Origin of the sequence: Aliivibrio sp. S3MY1 (genome assembly GCF_028765575.1) — a bacterium.
Taxonomy (GTDB): domain Bacteria; phylum Pseudomonadota; class Gammaproteobacteria; order Enterobacterales; family Vibrionaceae; genus Aliivibrio.
This window is the reverse complement of record NZ_JARACO010000014.1, coordinates 1-26438: the sequence shown is the minus strand read 5'-3', so window position 1 is coordinate 26438 and position 26438 is coordinate 1. Positions and strand designations below refer to the sequence as shown.

Sequence of the window (26438 nt, the reverse complement as noted above, 5' to 3'; positions counted from 1 at the left end):
TCTAACTTCACAGAAAAATGTGATACCAATCGGTTTTCTTTGTAATCGTGTATTCTATGAACATTACTTTCGGGACCTAAATCACACTAATGTGAGGATCATTTGGGTAAAGTAACTTCATCGAATCAAATATAATTAATTAAATTAACGCGACCCTACAATCGCAAGGAGCTAACCATGACAGCAGCAGTATTCCATTTAGGCGTAACACAGGCAGATCTTCAAGGTGCAGAAATGGCGATCATTCCTGGTGATCCAGCGCGTGTTCAAAAAATCGCAGAGCAAATGGAAAACCCTAAATTTCTAGCAAGTCACCGTGAATACACAGTATACCTAGCTGAACTTGATGGTAAGAAAATTGTAGTGTGTTCAACGGGTATTGGTGGTCCATCTACTTCTATTGCAGTTGAAGAGCTAGCACAACTTGGTGTTCGTACTTTCCTACGTGTAGGTACTACAGGTGCAATCCAACCGCATGTAAATGTTGGTGATATGATCGTAACAACAGGTTCTGTTCGTTTAGATGGCGCAAGTCTTCACTTTGCTCCAATGGAGTTCCCTGCCGTTGCTGATTTTGATGTTGCCACTGCAATGCGTAAAGCGGTTGTTGAACAAGGTGCGACGGTACACACAGGTGTTACAGCATCAAGTGATACTTTCTACCCAGGTCAAGAGCGTTACGATACGTTCTCAGGCCGTGTTGTTAAGCGTTTCCAAGGCTCTATGCAAGAATGGCAAGACATGGGTGTCTTAAACTTTGAAATGGAATCTGCGACATTATTAACGATGTGTGCAAGTTCTGGTTTACGTGCTGGTTGTGTTGCGGGTGTAATCATTAACCGTACACAAAAAGAGATCCCAGATCACGCAACGCTAAAAGAAACTGAAGCACGTTCAATTAAAGTCGTTATTGAAGCTGCTCGTAATCTTCTATAGTAGAAGAATATAAAAGAGATCAAGATGCCGTTGGTTCAAATGAATCAGCGGCATTTTTGTATCGAGAGCAAGCTATAGAAAATAAAAAAGACCAAATCATTGGCCTTTTTATTGTTAAATTAGTTTAGCTCAATAATCAATGACCACCAGCGGCTAAGAACCAATTTAGAAGATGCTTTTTAAGATCGCCTAACTCATCAGGGCCAATAATTGCTAAACCTAAATCTTGTGCTCGCATAATATCGTTATTACGTAGAGGGCGGAAGCTCACCAACATAGCTCGTGCTTGTAAGCCACCTAGAAGGTCACGTAACGACTCTAATTTATAAAGTGTATCATCGCCATCATCACGCATACCTTTAGTCTTACATTCAATAATATGCAGTTTATTGTTTACAATACTGACAACATCAAGCTCATTACGAACGTCTTTATCACCAATTTCACGGTGAACTTGAACATTCAAAGAGTGGTCTTGAAGTGTTGGTAAATATTGTTGAATATCGACTACGGTATTATGAACTAAGATCTCTAGCCATTCACCGTTAGCTAAACGGCGAGCTTCTTCGCAATCAAACGTCAAGGTGCCGTTTTCGTAGGTCGCTAAGCCAGTTTCCACTAAATCAGTTAACAGCATATTTAGTTCTTTGTAGCTTTGCTGTTTTTCAGTTACTTCAACATCTAAACGTTGTTCTTTACGACAGGTTGTCGCTAAGTAGTTTAATGTGGCAAGGCCTGGACCTAATTCTAGTGCATTACTTGCCCAGCGCTGGCAAAGCTCACGCAGACGTTTATCAATGCTCTCTGGAAGTTCAGATTCTGAAAACTCACAGCGCGCGCCAAAGATAGCAAGATAATCACTTAAACGGATATTATCAGCTACGTGTTTTTGTTTGCGGCCATCAGGGTAAAGCCAACATAATTTATCGCTGAATGGTTCGACAACAAAAATTGGCCAATGATAAGAGCGGAATACTTCATAGGCAGAAAGAAGACGGTGTCGAAGACCACAACTTGCATTTAGCTTTATATCACTAAAATGATGTTTCATTTCAGCAGCGAGTGCTTGTAAAGATTCTTTGATTAAATGAGTATCTACGATATTTGGGATTTCATAGAAATCAGAGGTGATACCTTTGTACTGAAGTATGCTTTCTAAGCGGTGAAATATGTCTTTTTGTGTTTCATCGCCAATGAAAATCATATGCTCGCCTTTTACGGAAAGATCGAGAAGGGGGGTTACAAGACGGACGGGGTCTTGATCCAATATGCCAACATGCGTGATCATGTAATAATCCTTGTAATGATGATTACACATAAGTGAAACAGAAGGCATGTGTAACCGAATAATTATAGTTTTAATAAATACTAATTTATAGAATCAGTATAGCTTTGTTATTCAATACTATTGTAATGAGGGGCTTAATGATAAAAATCAACCTATTGTTAAATATTCTTATTTGGGCTTAATAAAAAAAGACGATAGAATAGGTGTACATGTCTTAAATACAGAATGAACTATGAGCTATTTACCTTTAGATGAATACAACCGCAAATGGATTTTCACTCATCAGTCAATGCCAGTCGATGATGCATTACTGCCATTAATTAAGCCATTCACTCAAGCAAAATCTGCTCAGGTTTGGAATGATTTTATCAGTGCGAATAGCCCAACCGCAGATCATTTTGGTTCAAAAGAATGGCCAATGAAAAAAAGTTCATGGAGTAATGAAATTGATTGGCAGCACCGTTGGGATAGTGATAACGAAGCATTACCTGAAGAGGTATTAGAGTTCATTGATTGGGCTGATGATGTGACGATTTATTTTTGTTATGAAAAATATAACTTGATTGAAACTTCTTGGGGAACGTTTAAACAGACGTGGAAAAACTTCTTATTTTATGATGATTTACCAATTCTTATCGGTAAAAAGAAGTCACAAGCGTTATGGTTTAATTCAAAAGGTAAAGTGAAATTAGGCTCAAGAAGTTAACTTGAGGTTGATATAAACGCTAAAATGAAGAAAGGCTCACAGTCATGGACTATGAGCCTTTTTTTGCGTAGCTTTGACAAAAAAGACTATTTGTCTTATTTTTGTCATTGGCTAAAGCTAATTAATTAAACGTAATCCGGCGGGTAATGCATCACCGAATAAACGCTTAGAATCAGCTTCTGTTAACGCTTGTTGGCTAGAGACTAAATCAATCCAGCTTTGTGGAGATCGACTCTTTCTCAACTTTTCAATGATACTTTGACGTAGTTCATCTGAAACATCTAAAGTTCTATCACCGGTTAATCGCGCCATCATAACAGCGGAAAAACCTGCCATTGGTTGTATTTTCCAATCTTGTTCTAGTAGTGTAGGTAACCAGTGAGCAATTTGGTTAGCCGGAATTAAGTTGTGTTGGCTACCATAGAATGGAGAGCGAGAACAAATACGACCTAATGCCCACCAATGAACTTGAGGTTGATTGCCATTTTTTGCATGGCCTAACACCCACGTTGAGATTAATGTTTTATCTTCAACATCTAGATGTTCTAGAGCAGCAGCTAAGCGAACCATCGCTTCATAGCTTTTATTTGTAGCATCTTCTAATGTCTTAGGGTTACGCAAAGAACCTGGGTGTAAGTACTTAGCAATGTTAGCCAGAATGGTTTCTTGTTGTTCTTGGTTTAAGCCACCTGAGATACGACGCCAAAATGTCCACCAGTCATTCCAAGATTGCTTTGATTCAAATTGAATGCCTTGCTGATAGGTTTCCCACGCTTGACTGATCTTCCATTCATCTGCCGGATATCCAAAACCTGGGCGCAGTGCAAAACCGGTCATTTTTAACCAGTTTTGTTCATGTTTATCAGAGCGACGACGACGTTTCTTACTGTCTAATAGTGCAGTAGCTAATTCACGAGAGGTAATTAAATCCCATGATTCACGTTTGCCTATCAGCTTCTCTATATTTTTAGAAAAAGCTTTAATCGCATTAGGATTTTGTTTGCTACCGCCATAGGCTTCTTTTATGTTTGCAATTGCATTTGGAAGGCGAGGAGGAAGACTAATTTGGTCTGCAAGGTTAGCACTTTTATTAGAGGCTTGGTTACGTATTTCAAATTCTACTAACCAACGCTGTGAATCATCCGCTACAGAAACACATTCAATCTTAATGGTGCCGACTTCAGTAAATTGGCAAGCCAAGGTTACTTCAACACGATCTTTTTGATTGGCGTGTAATTCTTCTTTTGATTTACTTGATTCAAGAGTTACGACATAAGGAGGTAAGCTAACAAAACTGGGATCGGCTAACTCAGTGATCATGCCAGAGGTAGCAAGTTGGTCTTTTGTCGTTGAGAGTAGGTTGAATCGAACAGGCTCACCTAAAGTTAACGAAAAACGGCGGCTCGTCATACGAATTTCTTCACCTTCGTCGCTGCCTTTTGCCAATAAACATAAACCTTGTGGTTGTTTATTTTTCTCTTCTAACTGTAAATAAAATGAACGAGCAGAGCCTCCGCCAATTTTTAATTGTGCACCATGGCGTGCTTTACCATAAGCAACGGCACCATAAGCAACGGCCAAGTCAGGGTGAGGGTTAGATAGTTGAGTGACAGCGTCACCTTTCCAGCTGTTCAGTAATTCAAGAGATCGTTCAGCTAATAGCGGGCTATTAAATACGCCCCCGTTTAATAATAGGCCAACAGGAATAGCACGATCTTGATGATTGGCTAATTCAGTATCATCCCAACCTAATGCTTTTGCCGAGACTTCTTTATGATTATCTAAAAATTGCGCAAGATGCTTACTGATCGCAGGATCTGAGGCATAAGGCAAGCCAAACTCAACAACAGCGGCTTGACGTTGATTTGGACGGTCATTAAAGTCAGTGATTGGTAAGAATCCATCAAGGGCAATTTGATGAACTTCTTCTCTAGTTAACTCTATTTTACGGCTGCCACCTAATAATTTAGATCCTGAACCAAGAAGAGTAATATGACCCGATTCAGGGGCGTTAGCAGATAACAAACGTTCTTTGGTTTTACGCGTCTGTTGGATAAGTTTAGTCAGTGCGGCTGCCGTCATTTTCTTATTGTTGTTTAAGCGTTGCTCAGCTAAATGCGCTAAGGTTAAATCAATGTTGTCACCGCCTAACATTAGGTGATCACCCACACCGATACGATCAAGTGCCAATTCGTCTTTATTAAAACGCGCTTGGATTAAACTTAAATCGGTAGTACCACCGCCGACATCGCACACCACCATTAAGGGAATGTGCTTTAGAATGTCTTTTGCCGTATCTTGATGATGGTGATACCAGTCATAACACACAGCTTGTGGTTCTTCTAATAGAATGATTTTATCAAGGCCTGCCAGTTTTGCCGCTTGGATAGTAAATGAGCGAGCACTTTCATCAAACGAAGCGGGGACAGTAACAACGACCTCTTGAAGCTCCATAGGGGCATCAGGGTGATGGTAATTCCAAGACTGACGAACGTGGTTTAAATAACTGGCACTCGCAACAATAGGGGAGACTTTTTCAACATCTTCTGCACCTGCCCAAGGCAGAATATCAGAGGTGCGATCCACTTTAGTGTGAGATAACCAACTCTTAGCACTGACGACTTGGCGGCCTTCTACTTTTGAGCCTAATTCACGGGCCCATTCACCAATGATGGCGTTTTTTATCTCACCCTCAATCGCTTTTACATTCCAAGGAAGCGTTAGATCATTTTCGGTGACTTGGCTTTTTGATGCATGGTAGCGAAACGAAGGGAGTAGGGGTTTACGAGCCACTTCACCTGGTCCAATTAATTGGTCGATATTGAAAATTTCAATAGGACTGGTTTCGATACCAAGTGAAATATCTGTATAAGCTACAACGGTGTGAGTAGTACCAAGATCGATACCAATTAAATAACGATTAGAAGAACTCATAAAAACTCCAATGAAGCTGCAATAAACGAGAAGGCGGCAGCAATAAAATATAGGGGCATATAATAAAAGAGTTCAGCCCCTATAACGGTGACTGAACTCTTAAGATGCGTAACTAGCGAAGAATAATACCCAAATTATGCTTCACGAACATCAAACTCAACATGCCATTTCTCACCGCTGTCAGCAGCAATGGCTTCAAGATAAAGAGTCCCAAGTTCCGTCACTTTAGACGCTAAACGAACAGGAACCACTTCACCTGCAGAGCGACCTTCAGTAACAGGAAGCGTTACTTGAATCGTTGGAAGTTCTTCTAGCTCTTCTGGCATCCAGAAATCAAGATGAGTACCTGCTTGATCGTCACGACGAGTTGTTGAACCGTAGAATTTAAATTGTACAGGTTGGCCAATCACTAAACCAAATTGTTGACTAGGTACATCAGCATGCGAGCCTTCTTCCATACCAAATGGCGCAACACATAAAGCTTCCATTGGTGGTTCCATTCCAGGGATCGCAGGCATAGAGCTTTCGATACCAACATAGTAGCTTGATGCGATACCACCGCGGATACGAACGCCTTTACCGGTACGAACAGAGCCGTAGTAAGAAGCACCAGCCGCAACAGCTAAATCAAGGTCTAAACCTTCAAGCAGCTTTGCATCTTCTGCTTCTGCGTCAATTAACCAATCATTAATAATGCCAAGTAAACGCTCAGCGAGAAGATTTGATTTTAGAACACCACCGTTTAAAAGGATCGCAGTTGGCTTAATAAAATCAGCGTCATTTTGTTGACCAAAAACGTCATCAGTTGCTGCTTGTTGACGAGTTAAGAAGCTAGCTAGATGACGAGTTACCGCCGCATCCTGTGCATAAGGTAGGCCGATTTGAGTCAATGCGCCACGAGCAGATTGAACTGGGTGTTCAGTAACAGGAACAGCTGGGAAGAAACCTTCTACCAATGTTTGTTGTACTTCTTCTTGAGTTAGTTCAGTCTGCAGTGTGCCACCTAACAATTTAGACCCGCGGCTAGGAACCACAATTGGAACTGCACGTAACTCTGAATCGTTAAGAAGCGCTTCTTTTGCATCTCGGCAAGCGTGAGTCATTACTTGGATTTGCCAAGGTTGCAGTTGCTTACCTTCTTGTGCCAGTTTCATCTTTAGACGATAAGCCAGAGCTAAATCCATATTGTCGCCACCAAGAAGAATATGATCACCCACCGCAACACGGTTTAGGCTCAAGTTCCCTTCTTCTTCAGTTACAGCAACTAATGATAAATCGGTAGTACCGCCACCGATATCAATCACTAAAATCACATCACCAACAGAAACTTGATCACGCCAAGCGTCACCGTTGTTTTTAATCCAGCTATAAACTGCAGCCTGTGGCTCTTCTAATAACGTAAGATTACGGAAGCCAAGATTATTTGCCGCTTCAGCCGTTAAATCACGAGCAGCAGGGTCAAATGATGCAGGAACGGTAATCGTAATGTCTTGTTCATTTAGAGGGTGCTCAGGGTTTTGAAAATCCCACGCATTTTGAAGGTGCTCTAAATAACGTTTAGTCACTTCAAGTGGTGATGCTTTGCTCACTTCTTCAGGACTATTTAATGGTAAAAAAGCATCACGACGGTTTACGCCACCATGACATAACCAGCTTTTTGCACTCGCAATTAAGCGAATTGGAGTTTTGCTACCAAGATTACGAGCAATATTACCTACAATAGCATTTGGTTTAGTTGTCCAAGGAAGGCTTGTATCACCCTCTAATAGCTCAGCGTCATGTGCTTGATACATGAATGATGGCAGTTGTGATTTTTCTTCAACTTGACCAGGTGCAGTTAGTTGAGGAATTGGCATCACTTGAACACTTGCCTCTTCATTATGTAAATCAACATAAGAAAGCACGCAGTGAGTTGTGCCTAAATCGATACCGATACTGAATTTAGCTTGTTCCATTACAGTTCAACCTCTGCTGGAGCAACAATTGTTGCATCATAACCGTCAGCCAATTTTGGTAGCTTCACTTCTGCTACTTTCCAACCACGGTGGATAAGTGTGCCGTTAAACGGAGCTTCACCAACCACATTACCTGTTAGGCGAACTTCTGATGGGTTAAAACCAGCAGGGATTGATAAACGAGACTCTTCTTCTTCAGTGCGAACAGGTGTAAGTGTGAAGTATTCTGATAATACTTTTTGGCCGCCTTCATGAATCACTCGTGCTGCAGCGCCAACTTCTGCATCTGCAAAGCCTTTAAGATCTTCTTGCATAAAGTCGATAAAACGCGCTTCTTTTTGTAAAAGAGACAATAATTGCAGAGCTGATTCTGGAGTCGTTGCTTTTACTTTTGGCTCAACTTCAATGATTTTTTCAATGATCTTTTCTACTTCAACTACTTTTTCGATTTCGACAATCTTCTCAACTGGTTTTTCAACGATCTTTTCTTTTTCAATTTCAACAATCTTTTCAACTTCTACAGTTTTGCCTTTTTTCATAGCATAAAGTAATACGAATAAGGCAGAAGTTCCGAATAGGACGATGTGACCTAAATCGAAGGTAGAAGGAATAGCATTTACGTCAAAATTCATAATTCATTCTCTATATTTTTGGGTGCAATGCACCAAACATTTTTAACTAAATTGTGGCCAAGTGTAGCATATTCAAGGGATAAGAGATAAAAGAAGCGTTTTAAAAATGGATAACAGATGCCGTTTGGTGCTATTTTAAACAGAATGCAGTGAATATAATAAAATTTTAGTTTTGTTGGGTATTTAGTTTCGTTCGCTCTTAATAAGGATTAGAATTAAAAAACAGATCAATTATTTGAGGGAAGAATGTGCTTAAAAATAGTTATTTCTATGTCATAGCCAGCTTTGTCTTAGCTCTTTTTTTTAGCCTACTTTCAATGAGGGTTGTCTATAAATCAGACTTAGACAATAACAGAGAAAGTTTCGTTAAAGAGGCTGATCGCCAATCGATATTGCTCTCTCTTCTTATTGAAAAAGATATTGATTTTATTGGTGCTGGGGCTAACTTTTATCAATCCGGTTCTAAACAAGATTGGTTGCAATTCCCACTATTTGCTAGCTCATTACTCTCTAGTTCAGAAGGGCTGATGTCATTGCAATGGATGCAAAAAGTTCAAGAAGATGAAATTGAGCAACATACTAAAAGTGTTCAGAAAGTGTTCCCCTCATTTAAGCTTTATACGGTTCCTAAAGATCAGCCCAAAACATTTGGTTATGTAATGAAAGATCATCAACCAATTTATGTTGCAACCGATATTTATCCAAGAGATGAAGTAAATATACCACTATTAGGCTTCTATTCGTCTCGTGAGCGTTTTCAATTGGTTCTTGATGAATTTATAAAAACAGGGCGTCCAAGCGTGTCAGATAAAGTTCGATTATTGCAAGATAGCCTAAAACAGAATGCACCAAAAACAGGAATGCTTGTTTACCACCCTGTGTTTACTACTGATAAGCAAAATATAAAAGGTGTAATGATTGGTGTACTTCGTATTTCTAATTATTTTGAGCGTTTGATTTCATCAACATCATTAGGTAAGTCTTTAGTTGTTCGTATTATTGATACGGGTTTTGACGCTGAAGATGATCCAGTCATGTTTCAAAGTAAACTCTGGGATGACTTTAGTGGGTTTATTTATACAAATAGTATAAACATTGAAAATCGTATATGGCAAATTGAATATAAAACTAATGAGAAACTGACTGATTATCAACGGTTAACTCTGTTTTTGATGTTTATTGGTTCTTTGGCGATCTCTGTTTTAATTGCAGCACTTATTTTTATGGTTACTCGTGATAAATATAGGATAGAAAAGCAACTGGCAATAAGAACTAAAGAGTTACACTATTTAGCCATGCATGATGACCTTTCTGGATTATTAAATCGAAGAGCGATCAGAGACATAATTAGAGATAATATAGAAGAGAAAACCTCATTTGCATTATTGTGTTTTGATATTGATAACTTTAAACAGATTAATGATACTTATGGTCACCCTGAAGGGCATAAGGTGCTGTGCCATATTAGCCAATTAGTGTCTGAATATTTAGATGAATCGGCTTCATTTTCTCGACTTGGTGGAGATGAGTTTTCGGTAGTGGTTAAGATCGAGACAATAGAAGCGTTAACTAAAATATCTAATGATATTCATCATGTAGTTGCTAAATCGCCAACTCAGTTTGATGGATTTGATATTAAACAAACTATCAGTCTTGGTGCTGCTTTATGGAAAGGCGAAACAACAGAAGGTTTAATTAAAGTGACCGACCAAGCGCTATATCAAAGTAAGATGAAAGGTCGAAATCAAGTTACAATCCACGATTGAATTTTCAACAGTTAGTTAGCATAGTATCGCGCTTAGTCTTTTGTTTAGGTAGAATAGCGCTCCTATTTTTTTTGAGTACCAAGGATCTCCATGAACTTTAATCGTATCGTCTGTTTTGATTTAGAAATGTGCTGTTGGAATGTTGATGGCAAAGGAACAACAGGGGAGATTATTGAAGTGGGGTTAGCTGAGATCGACTTGACTAAAGGTGAGGTCGTTAAGCGTGCACAATATTATGTTAGACCTGAACACGATGAGATTTCAAAGTTTTGTGTTGAGCTGACAGGGATCTCTCCTCGAAAAATAGAAAAGCAAGGTCGCCCATTAGCTGATGTATTGAAGTCCATGATTAAGAACTTCGGTGGAACCAATAAAATATATGCAGCATGGGGACATGATGAGCAGATACTTGACGCAGAATGTAAAGCAAAAGGTATTGATATTCCATTTAGTGAGTTTTTGAATTTAGCGACCATTTATCGCATTAAATCACGTAAGAAAAATGAACGTATGGGGCAACGAAAAGCGATGGAAGAGCTGGGAATAGAGTGGGAAGGCAGACAGCATTCAGGCTATGTTGATGCTTACAATCTTGCACAGTTAGCATTGAAAATATTGTAGAAATTTTTATTCTAGATAATAAAAAAGGAGCTAATTAGCTCCTTTTTTATATCTCTGTACAAGAGATTATTTATTATCACGCTTGTATAGTTCAACAAATGAACGCTGATAAGCAATTGCGATTGTAGTTATGATTTTCTTAGCCATAGCAGCGTCACCTTTTAATTTAATAATAGGACGAGGTATTTCGTCTCTGTATGGCGCGCATTATAGAGCTAAATTATATTATTTCTAGCAAGTAAAATTGTTTTATAAGATTAGTTTTTCTAATGTGATATTTAGTGTTAAAAACGATAATTTTGTATTAATTCTTTCTGTTGTGACGCGATGCCAGCAACTTCTTCAGTTGACTCGACAAAGGCACTAAGCTGTAATTCCATCTCTTCACCTTGGCGATTTATGTGACCAATATTGCAGCTTACCTCTGTAGCGGCCTGAGCTTGTTCTTCAGTCGCGATTGAGACTTGGGAGATCCGGTCACTGACTAGGGTGACAGCGTCTGATATATGTTCAAAGGTTTTACTTACGTCCATACTTGATGCTAAAGCAAGTGACATTTCAGTCTGGCTAATAGCAATGGACGACTTTGCTTCATTTGCAGCATCCAATAACGCAGACATTGTGTCTCTAATATTACGGGTTTGGGCTGACGTACTGCCAGCTAACTGTCTTACTTCGTCAGCAACGACTGCAAATCCTCGGCCTTGCTCTCCTGCACGAGCTGCTTCTATCGCGGCATTTAATGCCAGTAGGTTAGTATTATCTGCCAAACCTGCAATTACACCAACCATCGATTGTATTTTATCCACTTCACGATCTAGGGTTTCCATCGCGATTACGTTTTTACTTAACGCCTCATTTAATTGAGTTAATCGGCTGTTATTACTGCCAATGACGGTTACGCCATTCGCCGCCGCTTGCGTCGCATTATGAGTTTCTTGATGAGATTCTTGGGTTAACTGGGCAATTTCACTAATAGATAAATCTAACTGACTCACAATAGAAGCCATTGATATTAATGCTTCATTTTGTTGTGTTAGTCCTGCTTCAATATCATTAGAAACACTACTTGTGATTTCAGAGGTTTGGTACAGTACATCACAATTGTTTGAGATATTAACGATAGAGTGTGTGGTAGAGGCAATCACTTTGTTCAAATTTTTAGCTATTATTTGCATTTCTGCAGGACCCACCTCGGGAATCTTGTGTTTATAATTATGGTCTGAAAGCTGCTTTAAATGGTGGGTGATATTTTTTAATCCAACCGATATCCATGAGCGGATCCCGGTAGCTGCTATCCAAAGAGCGGTGATTAAAAAGCAACTGCTGATTAAAATTATTTTCTTAAAAACATCAATGGAATTGTCGACGAGTTCAGTTCGTTGGGCTAACGATTTCTCCATTGAAAGAGCAATCTTACTGAGTTGAGTCGTTGCAAGAAAGGAAGCCTCTGAAGCCGCAGAGATTAACTCTTTTTGTTCTTTTACTAATGACAAAAAGGTAAGTCGTTGATTGGGGATGGACTCATCTTGACGTATTTCATCCATCACTATCTCTAAGGGGGCGCTTAAGCTCATGTAAGTAATAATCTCTGGGTACTCGATTGATAAATCATCATAAGCCAACTCTAATGCCGCTATTCGATTATAAATTTCACGATACCATTTATCTGCCGTTACGATATCATCTTCAGCCATTAAGGTTAAAAATGTAGTTTCTAAAGCCATAGCACTAGATACAAAGCGGGTTGATGCATCATCAGCGTTAGCATTATCATTAATTAGGAATGCACTGATACGATTCATTTCAGGTCCAATCGAACTTAATCCATAACGCAAGGACGGGATCTTTTCTTTGATTTTTGAAGAGAGTAAAAGCGTGTTTTTTTGAATGGATAAGATGCGTGATGATTGCATGTTTAATGTTTGTATATGCGCTTTTAATTGATGAATTTGATTTATCGTTAACTCTCCATTTTGATGTAATGAACGTTGTTGTAATTGACGGATTTCTGTTATTGATTGTTGATGAAGCTCGGTAATCATACTTTGTATTTTAGTTAACTCATTTGAGTTTTTAACATGCAAACCGTCATTCATGAATTTTACTTGTTGAAGTACATTTTTTGTTAGTTCAGCATTAGATAAAGCAGAGGGCAACATCGTTTGGCTGAGTTGAGAGAACTGCTGGCCAACACGATCAATGCCTCGGCTACTAATTAAAGAGAGAAGGATAAAACAGATAACAATACTGGTTAATAATAGGGTGAAGACGTGAAGCAATGAAATGGGGGATTTCTGAAAGGGTTTCATCTATAACCTAAACAAATAGAACAAGAAATTATGCATTAGATAGTAAATAGGATGAATGACGTTAGGGTTACAAAAAGATGTCAGTTTTATGAATCAAAAAAGGAAGCCAAATGACTTCCTTTTTGTTTTATAAGTAGTTAATTACTGATAGAAGATTACGCTTGTGCACTTTCTACTTGTTCATCAGTACTTTTTTCACCAAGAACTCGGCTTGTAATTGTACCCGCTGTCATTGCACCACTGACGTTAAGAGCAGTACGAGCCATATCAATAAGAGGTTCGATAGAAATAAGTAGAGCTGCAATTGTTACAGGCAATCCCATTGCAGGAAGAACGATTAATGCTGCGAATGTTGCGCCGCCGCCGACACCTGCAATACCAAATGAACTTACTGTGATAATGGCAACTAAAGACAGAATAAAGTGCGCATCAATTGGGATCCCCATTGTTGGAGCAACCATTACCGCTAGCATTGCAGGGTAGATACCCGCACACCCATTTTGACCAATAGTGGCCCCAAATGTGGCAGATAAATTCGCAATCGCCGGTGGAACACGTAGCTTAGTAATTTGAGCTTCAACGTTTAGTGGGATTGTTGCTGCTGAGCTACGAGAGCTGAATGCAAACGTCAATACAGGCCAAATTTTCTTGAAGTAATCAACAGGGTTTACACCAACAAATGAAACCAATAAACCGTGAACAACAAACATCAGAAGAATTGCGACATAAGAAGCAACAATGAAACCAAGTAGATTTAAGATATCGGCAGCATTGGATGTAGCAACAACTTTAGTTAATAGCGCTAAGATACCATAAGGGGTTAGTGCCATTATCATTTTAACTAAACGCATAACAATTGATTGAGCTACGTCTACAAAAGTATTAATTGGAGCGGCTAACTCTTCTTTTTCTTGGCTTACTTTACGAGCTGCGATACCAGAAAGAATAGCGAAGATAACGACAGCAATAATAGAGGTTGAACGGGTACCCGTTAAATCAGCAAATGGATTGGTTGGAATAAAGCTGATTAGCATTTGAGGAATTGTTAGGTCACTAACACGACCAATGCGAGACTCTAATACCGCAACTCGAGCCGTTTCACGAGCACCTTCAGTCAAACCATCAGCAGTTAAACCAAAAGTGTGAGTTACTGCAATACCAATTAAGGCAGAGATCATTGTAGTGACTAACAGTACACTAATAGTAACGCCACTAATCTTTCCTAAAGAGCCTGACTTATCGAGTTTTACTACAGCTGAAAACATAGAGACTAATACTAATGGCATGATAACCATTTTTAGTAACCCAACATAACCGCTACCAACAATATTGATCCAATCAAGCGTCGTCTTAATTACAGTACTGCCTTCTCCATGAATTACATGAAGGCCTAAACCATAGAGGCTACCAGAAATTAAGCCAATAAGAACAAGGCGAGACAGCGTATATTCTTTACGTTGTTGGGTATTAAGAAAGAAGATAAGACCGATAAAGACGATCAAATTGATGATAACGGCTAATGACATACTGCTTTTCCTGCTTATTTAGTGCGCTCGTTATGTGTCGATTTGAAACAAGCCCTTTGTATTTATAAGCATAATAACGGTAAGCCTGACGGTAAGGTAAGTGATAAAAGTTATCATATATAACCAAATGGAATATACATTGATTTTTTGGTTATGGTTAAAGCAGTAAGGGGATAAATTGAGTATTTGTAGAACAGAATAGGGGGATGAGGTACCATTTCTAAATAATAAAAAGTGAGTGGAAGGAAAAGTAAATGGAACATGAATTCTGGGAAAGTAAGTGGGCAAGTAATGTAATTGGTTTTCACCTACCAGATATAAACCCAATTTTGACCCAATATTGGTCAACCTTAAAGCCGCAACGTAGTGATACGGTATTTGTTCCTTTATGTGGTAAGTCGATGGATCTCGATTGGCTTGCTGAAAAACATAACTCAGTAACGGGTGTTGAGCTAAGTAAAATAGCCGTGCGTGCTTTCTTTGCTGAGCGCTTATATACACCAACGGTTACTGCATTAACTAGCACTCTTGAGCTATATGAATTTGATGAGTTAACTATTTATTCTGGTGATTATTTTACGGCACCAATTGAAGCGACTGATCTGATTTATGATCGTGCAGCATTAGTTGCTCTACCGAAAGAGATGCGTGAAGAATATGTACAAGTATTACGCTCTCGCTTAAAAGAAGGCGGGCGTATCTTATTAGTAACATTAGATTATGATCAAACAGAAATGGCAGGACCTCCATTCTCTGTTCCTGAAGACGAAGTTCGTTCACTATTTTCTGGTATGACTATCACTCGCTTGCAGCGTGATGAAGCTGATGCGAACCATCCTAAAATTAAAAAAGGATTATCACGCTTTGCAGAAGAAGTGTGGTTGATTGAGAGTTAGAAAAGTAGCTTAAATAGAAAACGGCTTAATACAATGAATGCACGAATCCATCGTGATATGGTAATTACAAAAGCGTTGAATTAATTTCTTTATAAACTAAAAAGGTGACCATGTTGATTGGTCACCTTTTGTTTATTTATTATATAGAAAGTGCGCTTCATGATGATCCCAACTGTAATACAAAAAAACTTATTCTATGCCCTATAAAATGAAGGTGTTATGAATAATATCGTGTTTCTTTTGTATACTTCTTAATATTTATAAAGTGTGAACGAACATCGCAACTACTTTTTAAAACGGCATATATATAATGGAAATTTACTTTTATAGCATTGTTAATATTTAATTTTTTATATAAATACCTGCAATTTATGAACTTGCCAAACTGATCACAGAATTATCGCTCTTAGAAAAGCACAATGCTCCCGCTTTCGAACGAAGCTTTTTTATTTCTCGTTCGAGCTTTTCTATTGATACCATCGCAAAATAATAATGGAGTTAACTATGTTTGGTATATTTAAACCCCAAGCGCATATAGCACGCCTCGCATCTAATCAGATAGATGGCACTTATACGCGTTTACGTTGGCAATTGTTTATCAGTATTTTTGTTGGTTATGCTGGTTACTATTTAGTTCGTAAGAACTTTAGCTTAGCCATGCCATATTTAATCGAACAAGGCTTTAGTCGTGGTGATTTAGGTGTTGCATTAGCTGCGGTATCTATTGCTTATGGTCTTTCAAAGTTCTTAATGGGCAGTGTGTCTGACCGTTCGAATCCGCGCTATTTTTTAAGTGCTGGTTTGTTAATGTCTGCGGCCGTTATGTTTTGTTTTGGTTTTATGCCATGGGCAACAAATAGCATTACAGCCATGTTTATTCTATTGTTCTTAAATGGCTGGTTCCAAGGTATGGGGTGGCCAGCTTGTGGTCGAACGATGGTGCATTGGTGGTCGCGTAAAGAGCGTGGTGAGCTGGTATCGGTATGGAACGTTGCACATAATGTGGGGGGCGGTTTGATTGGTCCTCTTTTCTTATTAGGTCTTTGGGCTTTTAACGATGATTGGCGCTCAGCATTTTATGTTCCTGCAATTTTTGCCACGTTAGTTGCTGTATTTGTGTGGATGACTCTGCGCGATACTCCTCAATCTTGTGGTCTTCCTGCGATTGAAGAGTACAAAAATGATTACCCAGATGATTATGATAAGTCTCATGAAACAGAGATGACGGCAAAAGAAATCTTCTTTAAGTACGTATTTAATAATAAGTTACTTTGGTCGATTGCAATTGCTAATGCCTTTGTGTACCTAATTCGTTATGGTGTTCTTGATTGGGCTCCAGTGTATTTAAAAGAAGCAAAAGACTTCACGGTAGATAAATCATCGTGGGCGTATTTCTTATATGAGTGGGCAGGTATTCCTGGAACGTTATTGTGTGGCTGGATCTCAGATAAAGTATTTAAAGGGCGTCGTGCTCCTGCTGGTATTCTATTCATGGCTCTTGTGACTATTGCGGTGTTGGTTTATTGGTTTAACCCAGCAGGTAATCCAACAATTGATATGATTGCTTTGGTGGCTATTGGTTTCTTGATTTATGGTCCTGTTATGCTTATTGGTCTTTATGCCCTTGAGCTTGTTCCTAAAAAAGCGGCAGGTACAGCAGCTGGCTTAACCGGGTTATTTGGTTACCTTGGTGGGGCGGTAACGGCAAACATTATCTTAGGATATACCGTTGACCATTTTGGTTGGGATGGTGGCTTCATGATCCTAGTCGCTTCTTGTATTCTGTCTATTATATGTTTACTTTATGCTTTCATCGGTGAAAAAGCACACCATAAAGCGAAAGAACAAGCAGCAATGTAATTAGCAAAGACAAAAAAAGGGCTGTAATAATTACAGCCCTTACTATTTCGTATTTAAGATGACATCTTATAGATAAAGTTTTACAAGCTCAGTAGCTTCAACTTCTTTACCTTCAAGTTGCTGGTTCCAGTTTGTACCAACTAAAACACCATCTTCAGATAAAGTAACTAACCAATCTTCAGCGAAGATATCTAGTGGAATTTCTGTTACTTCGAAATCAGCCCACTCTTCGACATTGTGAAATGCTGCATCTTCTTTATTAGACCAAAACGGCATTACTTCAGAGTTTTCGAATTCAGTAGACTCAACAGAGATCCAACCTTCTTCATTATAAAGACTCCAAACTAGCTGCGTTTCTTTCGTTTCAGCGATGAAAAGGTCTAGGTTTGCTTGGGTATCTGACGTTAATTTGCTCATGATGATGTCTCGATTAAAATAAACATCACAAATAATAAAGGATTATGAGATTTTTGATACTTAAATTTAGTAAAAATTATGTTATAAAACTAACAAGTAATAAGTTTATAACAATAAATTAACCATTGTGGATTTGCGCTTTTAATAATTAGTATCCTATGATTAAGGTACTAAAGTGAAAATTAATTTGTTGATGTGGTTAAATGAATTTTAGGTGGTCATATGAAAGAGACACTCATTCCTTCCCTGGTAGAAATAAAAACAATTGAAGGCGATGCTTATTCGTTAAATAAATCAGGGGTTCCAACAAAAGTGAATGTTGGACAAAACCTTGCACAAGACTCAGTCTTGTTTACTGATTATGAAGCTAAAGTTACTGTGCAAATTCACGGTAAACTAGTCACGATTGACAAAAACTGCTTGAGCTGCCTTGATGAAACGAAACCAGAAGATCCTCTTCAAATACAACCTATTGATGGAAAGGTTGAACTTGACCCTACACAATCCACAAATGGTATAGATATTACCGCAATTCAGGCTGCAATCTTAGCAGGGGAAGATCCGACTGAAATTTTGGAAGCAACAGCGGCAGGTGAAGGTAGTAATTCAGCGAATAACGGTTTTGTGGTTATTGATTATGATTATCATGCTAGTATTGCGACCACTGACTTTATAACATCAAATACATTTTCGTATGATAATCAAGAGTATATTGATAACTTAAGTGGTGGAGATGGAAGCCCCCCTCCTGCAATACCTATTATTACCCCTAATAATGAAGGGATAACAAAAGAAGACGAAGTTTTAGAATCTTCTGGTCAATTAGCAGTAACAAACCCTCAAAGTAACCTTTCTTATACTTGGTCAATCACAGGTAGCCCAACAAGTGAATTCGGTACGCTTTCTCTAAATCCAGCAACAGGCCAATGGGAATATACACTAAATAATAGCGCATCGTCTGTTCAGTCTTTAGCTAATGGTCAGATAATTACCGATGTATTTGAAATATTGGTATCTGCTGGTGGAAATCTAACATCAACTCAGCAAGTAACCGTAACCATTGTGGGTACTAATGATGAGCCTATTATCTCTGGAATTTCTGTAGGTGAGTTAACGGAAGGGGATGTAGATGATGCAGATCCAACTGTTAGTGAAACATTAACGGTTGCAGATGTAGATACACTTGATGCTCATACTTGGACTATTTTAGAAGGTGGTAATGCAACGTATGGTGTACTAACCATTAATAATGGTGTGTGGGAATATGCGCTAGATAATTCTCGTGATGAGACTCAAGCGCTTGGTGTCGGCGACAAGGTTACTGAAACATTTACCATTCAAGTTGATGACGGTAATGGTGGCATCGCTAAACAAGAAGTGGTTATCACGATTAATGGTACTAATGATGAACCTGTAATTAGTGGCACAAGCACAGGTCGTGTTGTTGAAGATTTACTTGATTCTGCTGATGGGCAATTAATAGCTATTGATGCTGATGAAGGCGACTCGGTATCGTGGTCGGTGGCAGCTCCAAATCTAGGTACGTACGGTACGCTTGCTATTGATGGCACTGGTAAATGGACTTATAGCATTGATAATAATTTATCGTCTACGCAATCATTATCACTTGGTGAAACTCAAACTGAAACATTTGAAGTTGTCGCTGATGATGGTAATGGAGGACAAGTCACACACATTATTACTATTGATGTAACAGGTACCAATGATCATCCTAAAATTACTGACACCTCTGTTATTTCAGGAGCTGTAGAGCATCGTGGGACAGAAAGCTCAACGGGCGATCTGGTTTTTGAAGACGTAGATACTCTGGATACTCATACATGGGCGATTCAACCAAATTCAAACAGTGAATTAGGTAGCTTTTCGGTTGATACTTCTGGTAAATGGACATTTGATCTTAATTCAATGTCAACCGCGGTTATTGAACTCGGCATAGGGGAAACGCTTGATATCGTATATCGAGTTGAAGTTACTGATAATAACGGCGCTACAGATTTTCAAGACGTTACGATTACGATTACCGGCTCAAATGACGGGCCTGTAATTAGTGGGTCAGACACGGGTTCTGTTGTTGAAGACGTCTTGGCAAGTGTATCAGGGGAGCTTATTGCAACAGATGCTGATCAAAATGATTCAGTTTCATGGTCTGTTACTGATGGTGCAGGAGCGTTTGGTTCTCTAAGTGTAGATAGCGATGGTAAGTGGACGTATGTACTTGATGATAGTTTAAATGTTACCCAAGCTATTTCTAAAGATGAAATTAAAACGGAGACATTTGAAATTGTTGCCGATGATGGGAAAGGTGGCTTAATTACTCATACAGTAACGGTAGAAGTTACGGGCACCAATGATCTGCCGGAAATTACCAACACATCCGTTATAGCTGGTGTGGTTGAGCATCGCGTAACAGAAAGCGCTACAGGTGATTTAGTGGTCGATGATGTCGATGGGCTAGATACTCATACGTGGACAGTTCAACCTAATTCTAATGCTGATTTAGGCACCTTCTCTGTTGATAGTGATGGTAAATGGACGTTTGATTTAAACAGTGCATCAGCAAGTGTAATTGCTCTGGGAGTGGGTGAAACTCTTGATATCGTCTATGCGGTTCAAGTTGAAGATAATCACGGTGGCATTGATACTCAAGAAGTCACCATTACGGTCACAGGTTCAAATGATGGCCCAACCATCAGTGGTACAGACACCGGCTCAGTTGTTGAAGATTCAGTAGCCATTGCAGAAGGCCAACTTGAAGTAACCGATACTGATGCCACAGATACCCATACATGGTCTGTTACTGATAGTGCAGGTAGTTTTGGTGTACTGACTGTAGACGGCACTGGTAAATGGACATACACCCTTGATAATACAAAAGCAGACACTCAAGCGATCTCACAAGGTGAATTGAAAACCGAAACATTTGAAGTTGTTGTCAATGATGGGAAAGGTGGAACTGAAACTCATACGATCACGGTAGAAGTAACCGGCACTAATGATCTGCCGAGTGTTGCAGGATCATCAGTGATCTCTGGAGGCGTAACCGAAGAGACCGCGTTAAGTGCAAGTGGTGATCTATTTGCTGATGATGTTGATACTTTAGACTCACATACATGGACATTACTGACCTCTAATACAGATCCATACGGTTCAATTGCGGTAACAACGAATCCCGATGGTTCAGGGAAATGGGAATACACTCTTAATAACACTGCGGCACAAGTTCAAGCATTAGCGAATGGTGAAACGCATACTGTTGAATATCAAATTCAAGTCGATGATGGTCAAGGTGGGTTAACTACAGAGACTGTATCTATTGAAATAACAGGTACTAATGATGACCCTGTAGTGTCTGGTCAAGCTACAGGCTTAGTAAAAGAAGATGCGGTTACCCAGGCAGAAGCAGAAGGTCAATTGACCGTTGATGATGTTGATTTAATCGATGTTCACGCTTGGAGTGTAGACAGTAATAGCGGTACTTATGGCTCGATTACGATTGATCCTGTAACCGGTAAATGGGTGTACACCATAGATAATACATTATCGACCACCCAAGGATTAACCGAAGGTCAAAGTGTAGAAGATAAGTTTACGGTAACGGTTGATGATAACCAAGGAGGAACCGATACCATTGAAATAGTGATCACTGTGGTTGGTACAAATGGTGTTCCTGTAATCGGTGGCGATACTGTTGGTGATGTAACTGAAGATATTACACTCACGACAACAGGAACATTAACGGCAACAGATGAAGATGCAACAAGTTCATTTAATTGGAATATCGTCGGTTCAGATACGGGTACATACGGTAAGTTTACGCTTGATACAGCTACTGGTGTTTGGTTATACACCCTAGATAATGATGCGGCACAATCTCTTGGTGCTGGAGATGATCCAATAAAAGAATACTACACCGTCGAATTAAGTGATGGCGCAGGTGGTGTGATTACTGAAACGGTTGAAATTACTATTAATGGAACCAATGATTTACCTGAATTATCAGGTCAAGCTACAGGTTCAGTAAAAGAAGATTCAATTGAAACCACAGAAGGCCAATTAATTGTTGATGATGTTGATTTAAGTGACACTCATACATGGGATGTTCAACCAGTCAGTGGTACCTATGGGTCTATTACTGTCGATGCAAACGGCAAATGGGTTTACACCATCAATAACGGGTTAGACGCAACTCAACATCTTGCCGAGGGAGAATCTGGAGAAGATAAATTCATCGTTACCGTTAATGATGGTCAAGGTGGAACCGTACAAAAAGAAATTGTTATTTCACTAGAAGGGACTAACGATTTACCTACCGTTGTAGATAGTAATGATACAGGTGCCGTCGTTGAAGATGGCGTTCAAACGATTTCAGATACCTTAATAGTGGAAGATGTCGATGATTTAGATACACATAACTGGTTTGTTATTGGAGCGTCAGAATCGAAATTAGGCAGTTTTTCTATTGATGCTACGACGGGTAAGTGGACTTATGTTCTTAAAAATGATGAAGCTCAGCTATTAGCAAAAGATGAAAAGGTAGTTGAAAGTTTTGTCGTTGTTGTTGGTGATGGAAATAATGGATATGCACAGCATACGGTTGAAGTATCTATTGTTGGTACTAACGACACTCCAGATATAACAGGCCGAACTACAGGAACAGCAGTAGAAGATATCATACCAACCGCAACGGGCTCATTAACGGCAGTTGATGTTGATTTTACTGATACTCATACTTGGGTAGTACAAGGTGGTGGTACAGGTCAATATGGTAACATGACTGTTGATACTGATGGTAATTGGTTATATAGCTTAGACCCTACAAATCCTAATACACAAGCGATCGCAGAAAATCAGCAAAAATTTGAGACTTTTACTATCAATGTAGATGACGGTAATGGTGGAACAAATGCGATTCAAATTCAAGTTGAAGTATTGGGTACTAATGATGCTCCTATCATAGGAGGTAAAACTGAGAGAATAATTACCGAGGATGATAAACCGTCCGTATCAGGACAACTAACAGATGGCGATGTAGATACAATTGATATTCATACTTGGACATTATTAACTGATGCTCAAGGTGAATATGGCTCATTATCATTAAGTGCGGATGGGAAATGGACCTATACGATTGACAACACATTAGCATCAACTCAAGGGTTACTTGCTAACCAAAAAGAGACAGAGCAATACATTATTCAAGTTGAAGACCAATATGGTGCCATTGATACAGTTACAGTTACAGTCACTGTTAAGGGTACCAATGATATTCCAGAATTATCAGGTGAGTTGACAGGAAAAATTGAAGAAGACTCAGTAATTACTGAAATTGAAGGACAGTTAGCTCCCGATGATGCCGATATTGGAGATTCACATACTTGGTCATTGAGTTCAGAAACCGGTTCTTTTGGTACTCTTTCAATTGATGGTTCCGGTAAATGGGTTTATATCTTAAGTAATGATAAAGACTCTGTGCAACAATTGTCTGAAGGTGAAGAAGCGACAGATACCTTTACCGTTACCGTAAAAGATGGCAGTGGAGCAAGCACTGAAAAAGACATTATTATTACCATTGTTGGTGATAATGACCAGCCTTCTATAGTGGGTGCAACAACGGGAAGTACGATTGAAGGTACAGCAGGAAAAGATGTTGCAACCGGTGAGTTGACAGCCGTTGATATCGATCATCTTGACACTCATTCATGGTCAATTATGACTCCTGAAGGTGTATACGGTGCCTTAAGTATTGATTCAAATACAGGTGAATGGACTTATCAGCTTGATAATTCAAAACCGGCCACTATTGGGATTGCATCTGGTCAAATAGTACAAGATAAATTTGTTGTTGAAGTTGATGATGGGCACGGCGGTACAAACCAAATAGAAGTGATTATTGATATTGCAGGTACAAACAGTTCACCTGGCATTATTGGTGATACTACTGGTGAAATTAAAGAAGACGCTGCAAATAATGAAATCACAGGAGAATTGAAGTCTGGGGATCTAGATTTAACGGATGTTCTCGAGTGGGAAATTATCGGAGCAGCAGGCCAGTATGGCCAATTTAGTATTGATCAAGACGGTAATTGGACTTATGTGCTAAATAACAGCAATGGTTCTGTTAATGGCCTAAAAGAAGGCGCAGAACTTGTCGATTCAATCATGGTAAAAGTTACGGATTCATTTGGTGAAGTATCAGAAGTTGAAGTGAAAATTACCATCGAGGGTACAAATGATGCGCCAGTATTAAGTGGCGCATTAACTGGTACAGTAATTGAAGATCAAACAACAGTAATAGAAGGGCAATTACAGACATCCGATCCAGATATAGGTGATGTCCACGGTTGGAACCTTGATAATGGTGTCGGTCAGTATGGTTCGCTAACCATGAATTCAAGTGGTAAATGGACTTACTCTTTAACTAATTCATTACTGGCAGTTCAGGCGCTTGGTCCTAACGATACTCTTACCGAAACATTTACAGTAACAGTGACTGATTCACAAGGTGTCGCATCAACGGATGATGTCGTCATTACGATTCAAGGAACAAATGATCTACCTGAAATTATAGATGGAGCAACAGGTGAGTATATAGAAGATACATCGCCTGATACAGTTACAGGTCAGCTTGTAGCAACCGATGTGGATAACGGAGATAGTACCTCTTTTGAAGTGAGAACCTATGTTGGTAACTATGGTACTTTTTATCTTGAAAGCGATGGTTCATGGCGTTATGAAATAGATAAAACGTCTGCTGCGATTCAATCTTTAAATGAAGGGGATACAATATCAGAGACCTTCACAGCCGTTGCCCATGATACGAATGGCGGCTTTGTTACAGAACAAATTGATTTCACTATTGTAGGTACGAATGATTTACCTGTGGTATCCGGAGATAATTCAGCAACAGTTATCGAAGATGCACAAGAGTTTGTCGCTGGAACATTTGCTAACCAATTTACTAAAGTTACAGGTAATGTAATTGCTGATGATGTTGATCTTGGCGATGAAGTGGTTAGCTGGCAGGTTATTGATGGCGGAGGCATTTATGGTGTATTAACTATTGATGCTAATGGGCAATGGACTTATCTGTTAGATAATGGCGACGAAGATACAAATGCATTAAATTTTGATGATATTGAATTTGATAAGTTTTTAGTGACAGCAACAGATAAGGATGGTGGTGTTTCTGAACCATTTGAAGTCGTGATTACCGTTCAAGGTAATAACGACTCTGGTAGCGGTGGCGGTGGCGGTGGCGATTCATATGATGAAGAGATAGACATTATAGCCGAAGAAGAAGGTGTTGATGACGATGGACACTCAATTGGTGGTGACGGGAGCGGGACAATAGTACTTGATCCTGGTTGTGCTATCACTAGTGTATCGGGTATTTCTCCTATTGATGGAGGATTATTTGGGGATCTTGTTGTTAACCCCGATGGCACATGGACTTACGATGTTGATGACTCACAGCCTTATGTTGATTCACTATGTGAAGGTGAGACGGTTAATGAAAAATGGACAGTAACAGTAACGGATGATTGTGGGAAAACATCGAAAGTACTGATTAATGTAACCATCGTTGGTACCAATGATGCACCCAAAATTATTACTGATACTCCGCTATTAGGAGAGTTAGGTGAAGTTATTGAGGATGAAAGCATTGAAGTTTCTGGGCAGTTAGATCTCAGTGATCCTGATTCATGTGATACTCATACTTGGTATTTAACCGATGGAAACGGTAATAAAGTCGCCGATGAAGATGGTGATGCCACAAATGGAACTATCACCGTTCAAGGTACCTATGGACTGCTAATTTTAAACGAATTAACAGGCGCGTGGACTTACCAATTAGACAATAATAATCCTTTAGTTCAAGCACTAACGCCAGATCAAATTGAACGAGATTTTTTTAATGTTGTTGTTCAAGATGATAAAGGTGCAAAAAGCACAGATGCTTCAATTACTATTAAGATAACTGGTGTCGCAGATGATGTTGAAACGGTTCTTATTGTCGAAGAAATTGATTTTGCAGAAGACGGTAGTCCACTTAGTCAAACTGGCACATTGGATGATGTTGATGGGCTAACGCCTGATTTAACGTGGAACCTTGTTTCAGGCTCTGGAACCTACGGAACGCTAACTTTAGATAATAACGGTAACTGGGAATATGTACTTGATAATAATTCATCAGCCGTTCAACAATTAAATAAAGATGATCTAGTTACAGATACTTTCAGTGTTACCGTTGTCGATAAGTTTGGTAAAACGGTAGTTGATGAGCATGGTGAACCTGTAATGATGATCTTTAAAGTTGATGTTACAGGCACCAATGATGCACCAGACATTTCAGGTACACTTACTGGCTCAATGTTAAATACCGATGATGATGGTAAAATTTCGGGTAATTTGAATGACGGAGATGTAGATTCTAGTGATAGCCATACTTGGGATATAACCGATACGTCAGGTATGTATGGTGAGCTTTCTATTAATAATTCTGGTCAGTGGACCTACACATTAGATAAAACAATCCCAGAAGTTATTGCTCTTGGCGAAGGTGATACA

Annotated in this window: 14 protein-coding genes; 7 read left to right on the top strand and 7 right to left on the bottom strand. The window is 39.2% G+C overall.

What is annotated here, in order from left to right:
- Window positions 1–177: 177 nt before the first annotated feature.
- Complete coding sequence (udp, locus tag PVK62_RS10660; protein WP_274444847.1) at window positions 178–936, top strand: uridine phosphorylase; 759 nt, start codon at window positions 178–180, stop codon at window positions 934–936.
- Window positions 937–1072: 136 nt separating this feature from the next.
- Here udp and PVK62_RS10655 read toward each other — a convergent pair whose 3' ends face one another.
- Window positions 1073–2224, bottom strand: coding sequence for a DUF1887 family protein (locus PVK62_RS10655; protein WP_274444846.1), 1152 nt, complete (start codon window positions 2222–2224; stop codon window positions 1073–1075).
- 232 nt (window positions 2225–2456) lie between these two features.
- Between PVK62_RS10655 and PVK62_RS10650 the strand changes: the two genes are divergently transcribed.
- Window positions 2457–2930, top strand: coding sequence for a DUF2947 domain-containing protein (locus PVK62_RS10650; protein ID WP_274444845.1), 474 nt, complete (start codon window positions 2457–2459; stop codon window positions 2928–2930).
- 117 nt (window positions 2931–3047) lie between these two features.
- On the opposite strand, the gene PVK62_RS10645 is transcribed toward PVK62_RS10650, so the two are convergent.
- The 3 genes from PVK62_RS10645 to PVK62_RS10635 all read right to left on the bottom strand — a co-directional run bounded on the left by PVK62_RS10645 (window position 3048) and on the right by PVK62_RS10635 (window position 8451).
- Window positions 3048–5864: an Hsp70 family protein gene (locus tag PVK62_RS10645; RefSeq protein WP_274444844.1), complete on the bottom strand. Its 2817-nt coding sequence runs from the start codon at window positions 5862–5864 to the stop codon at window positions 3048–3050.
- Window positions 5865–5998: 134 nt separating this feature from the next.
- A complete protein-coding gene (locus PVK62_RS10640) occupies window positions 5999–7819 on the bottom strand; it encodes an Hsp70 family protein (protein ID WP_274444842.1) in 1821 nt (606 codons plus the stop codon).
- Window positions 7819–8451, bottom strand: coding sequence for a DUF2760 domain-containing protein (locus tag PVK62_RS10635; protein WP_274444840.1), 633 nt, complete (start codon window positions 8449–8451; stop codon window positions 7819–7821). Before PVK62_RS10635 ends, PVK62_RS10640 begins: the two co-directional genes overlap by 1 nt.
- A gap of 248 nt (window positions 8452–8699) precedes the next feature.
- Here PVK62_RS10635 and PVK62_RS10630 point away from each other — a divergent pair, with 248 nt between their 5' ends.
- Both PVK62_RS10630 and PVK62_RS10625 read left to right on the top strand, forming a co-directional pair.
- Complete coding sequence (locus PVK62_RS10630) at window positions 8700–10217, top strand: sensor domain-containing diguanylate cyclase (protein ID WP_274444838.1); 1518 nt, start codon at window positions 8700–8702, stop codon at window positions 10215–10217.
- Window positions 10218–10307: 90 nt separating this feature from the next.
- Complete coding sequence (locus tag PVK62_RS10625) at window positions 10308–10838, top strand: 3'-5' exonuclease (RefSeq protein WP_274444836.1); 531 nt, start codon at window positions 10308–10310, stop codon at window positions 10836–10838.
- Window positions 10839–11122: 284 nt separating this feature from the next.
- Here PVK62_RS10625 and PVK62_RS10620 read toward each other — a convergent pair whose 3' ends face one another.
- The gene (locus PVK62_RS10620; protein ID WP_274444834.1) at window positions 11123–13150 is read right to left on the bottom strand and encodes a methyl-accepting chemotaxis protein; all 2028 of its coding nucleotides are present in this window, start codon (window positions 13148–13150) and stop codon (window positions 11123–11125) included.
- 155 nt (window positions 13151–13305) lie between these two features.
- Window positions 13306–14676 carry an L-cystine transporter gene (locus PVK62_RS10615; protein WP_274449405.1) on the bottom strand — a complete coding sequence of 457 codons (1371 nt, stop codon included), beginning with the start codon at window positions 14674–14676 and terminating at the stop codon, window positions 13306–13308.
- Between the two features lie 254 nt (window positions 14677–14930).
- On the opposite strand from PVK62_RS10615, the gene PVK62_RS10610 reads away from it, so the two are divergent.
- Together PVK62_RS10610 and glpT are read left to right on the top strand one after the other, a co-directional pair.
- Window positions 14931–15572 carry a thiopurine S-methyltransferase gene (locus PVK62_RS10610; RefSeq protein ID WP_274445411.1) on the top strand — a complete coding sequence of 214 codons (642 nt, stop codon included), beginning with the start codon at window positions 14931–14933 and terminating at the stop codon, window positions 15570–15572.
- Window positions 15573–16076: 504 nt separating this feature from the next.
- Complete coding sequence (gene glpT, locus PVK62_RS10605; RefSeq protein ID WP_274445412.1) at window positions 16077–17432, top strand: glycerol-3-phosphate transporter; 1356 nt, start codon at window positions 16077–16079, stop codon at window positions 17430–17432.
- A 66-nt stretch (window positions 17433–17498) separates the two neighbouring features.
- Here the strand turns inward: glpT and PVK62_RS10600 are convergent, their stop codons facing one another.
- Complete coding sequence (locus PVK62_RS10600) at window positions 17499–17849, bottom strand: DUF2750 domain-containing protein (RefSeq protein ID WP_274445413.1); 351 nt, start codon at window positions 17847–17849, stop codon at window positions 17499–17501.
- Between the two features lie 222 nt (window positions 17850–18071).
- Here PVK62_RS10600 and PVK62_RS10595 point away from each other — a divergent pair.
- Window positions 18072–26438: retention module-containing protein (locus tag PVK62_RS10595; RefSeq protein WP_274449404.1), on the top strand; the 8367-nt coding region annotated here is incomplete at its 3' end.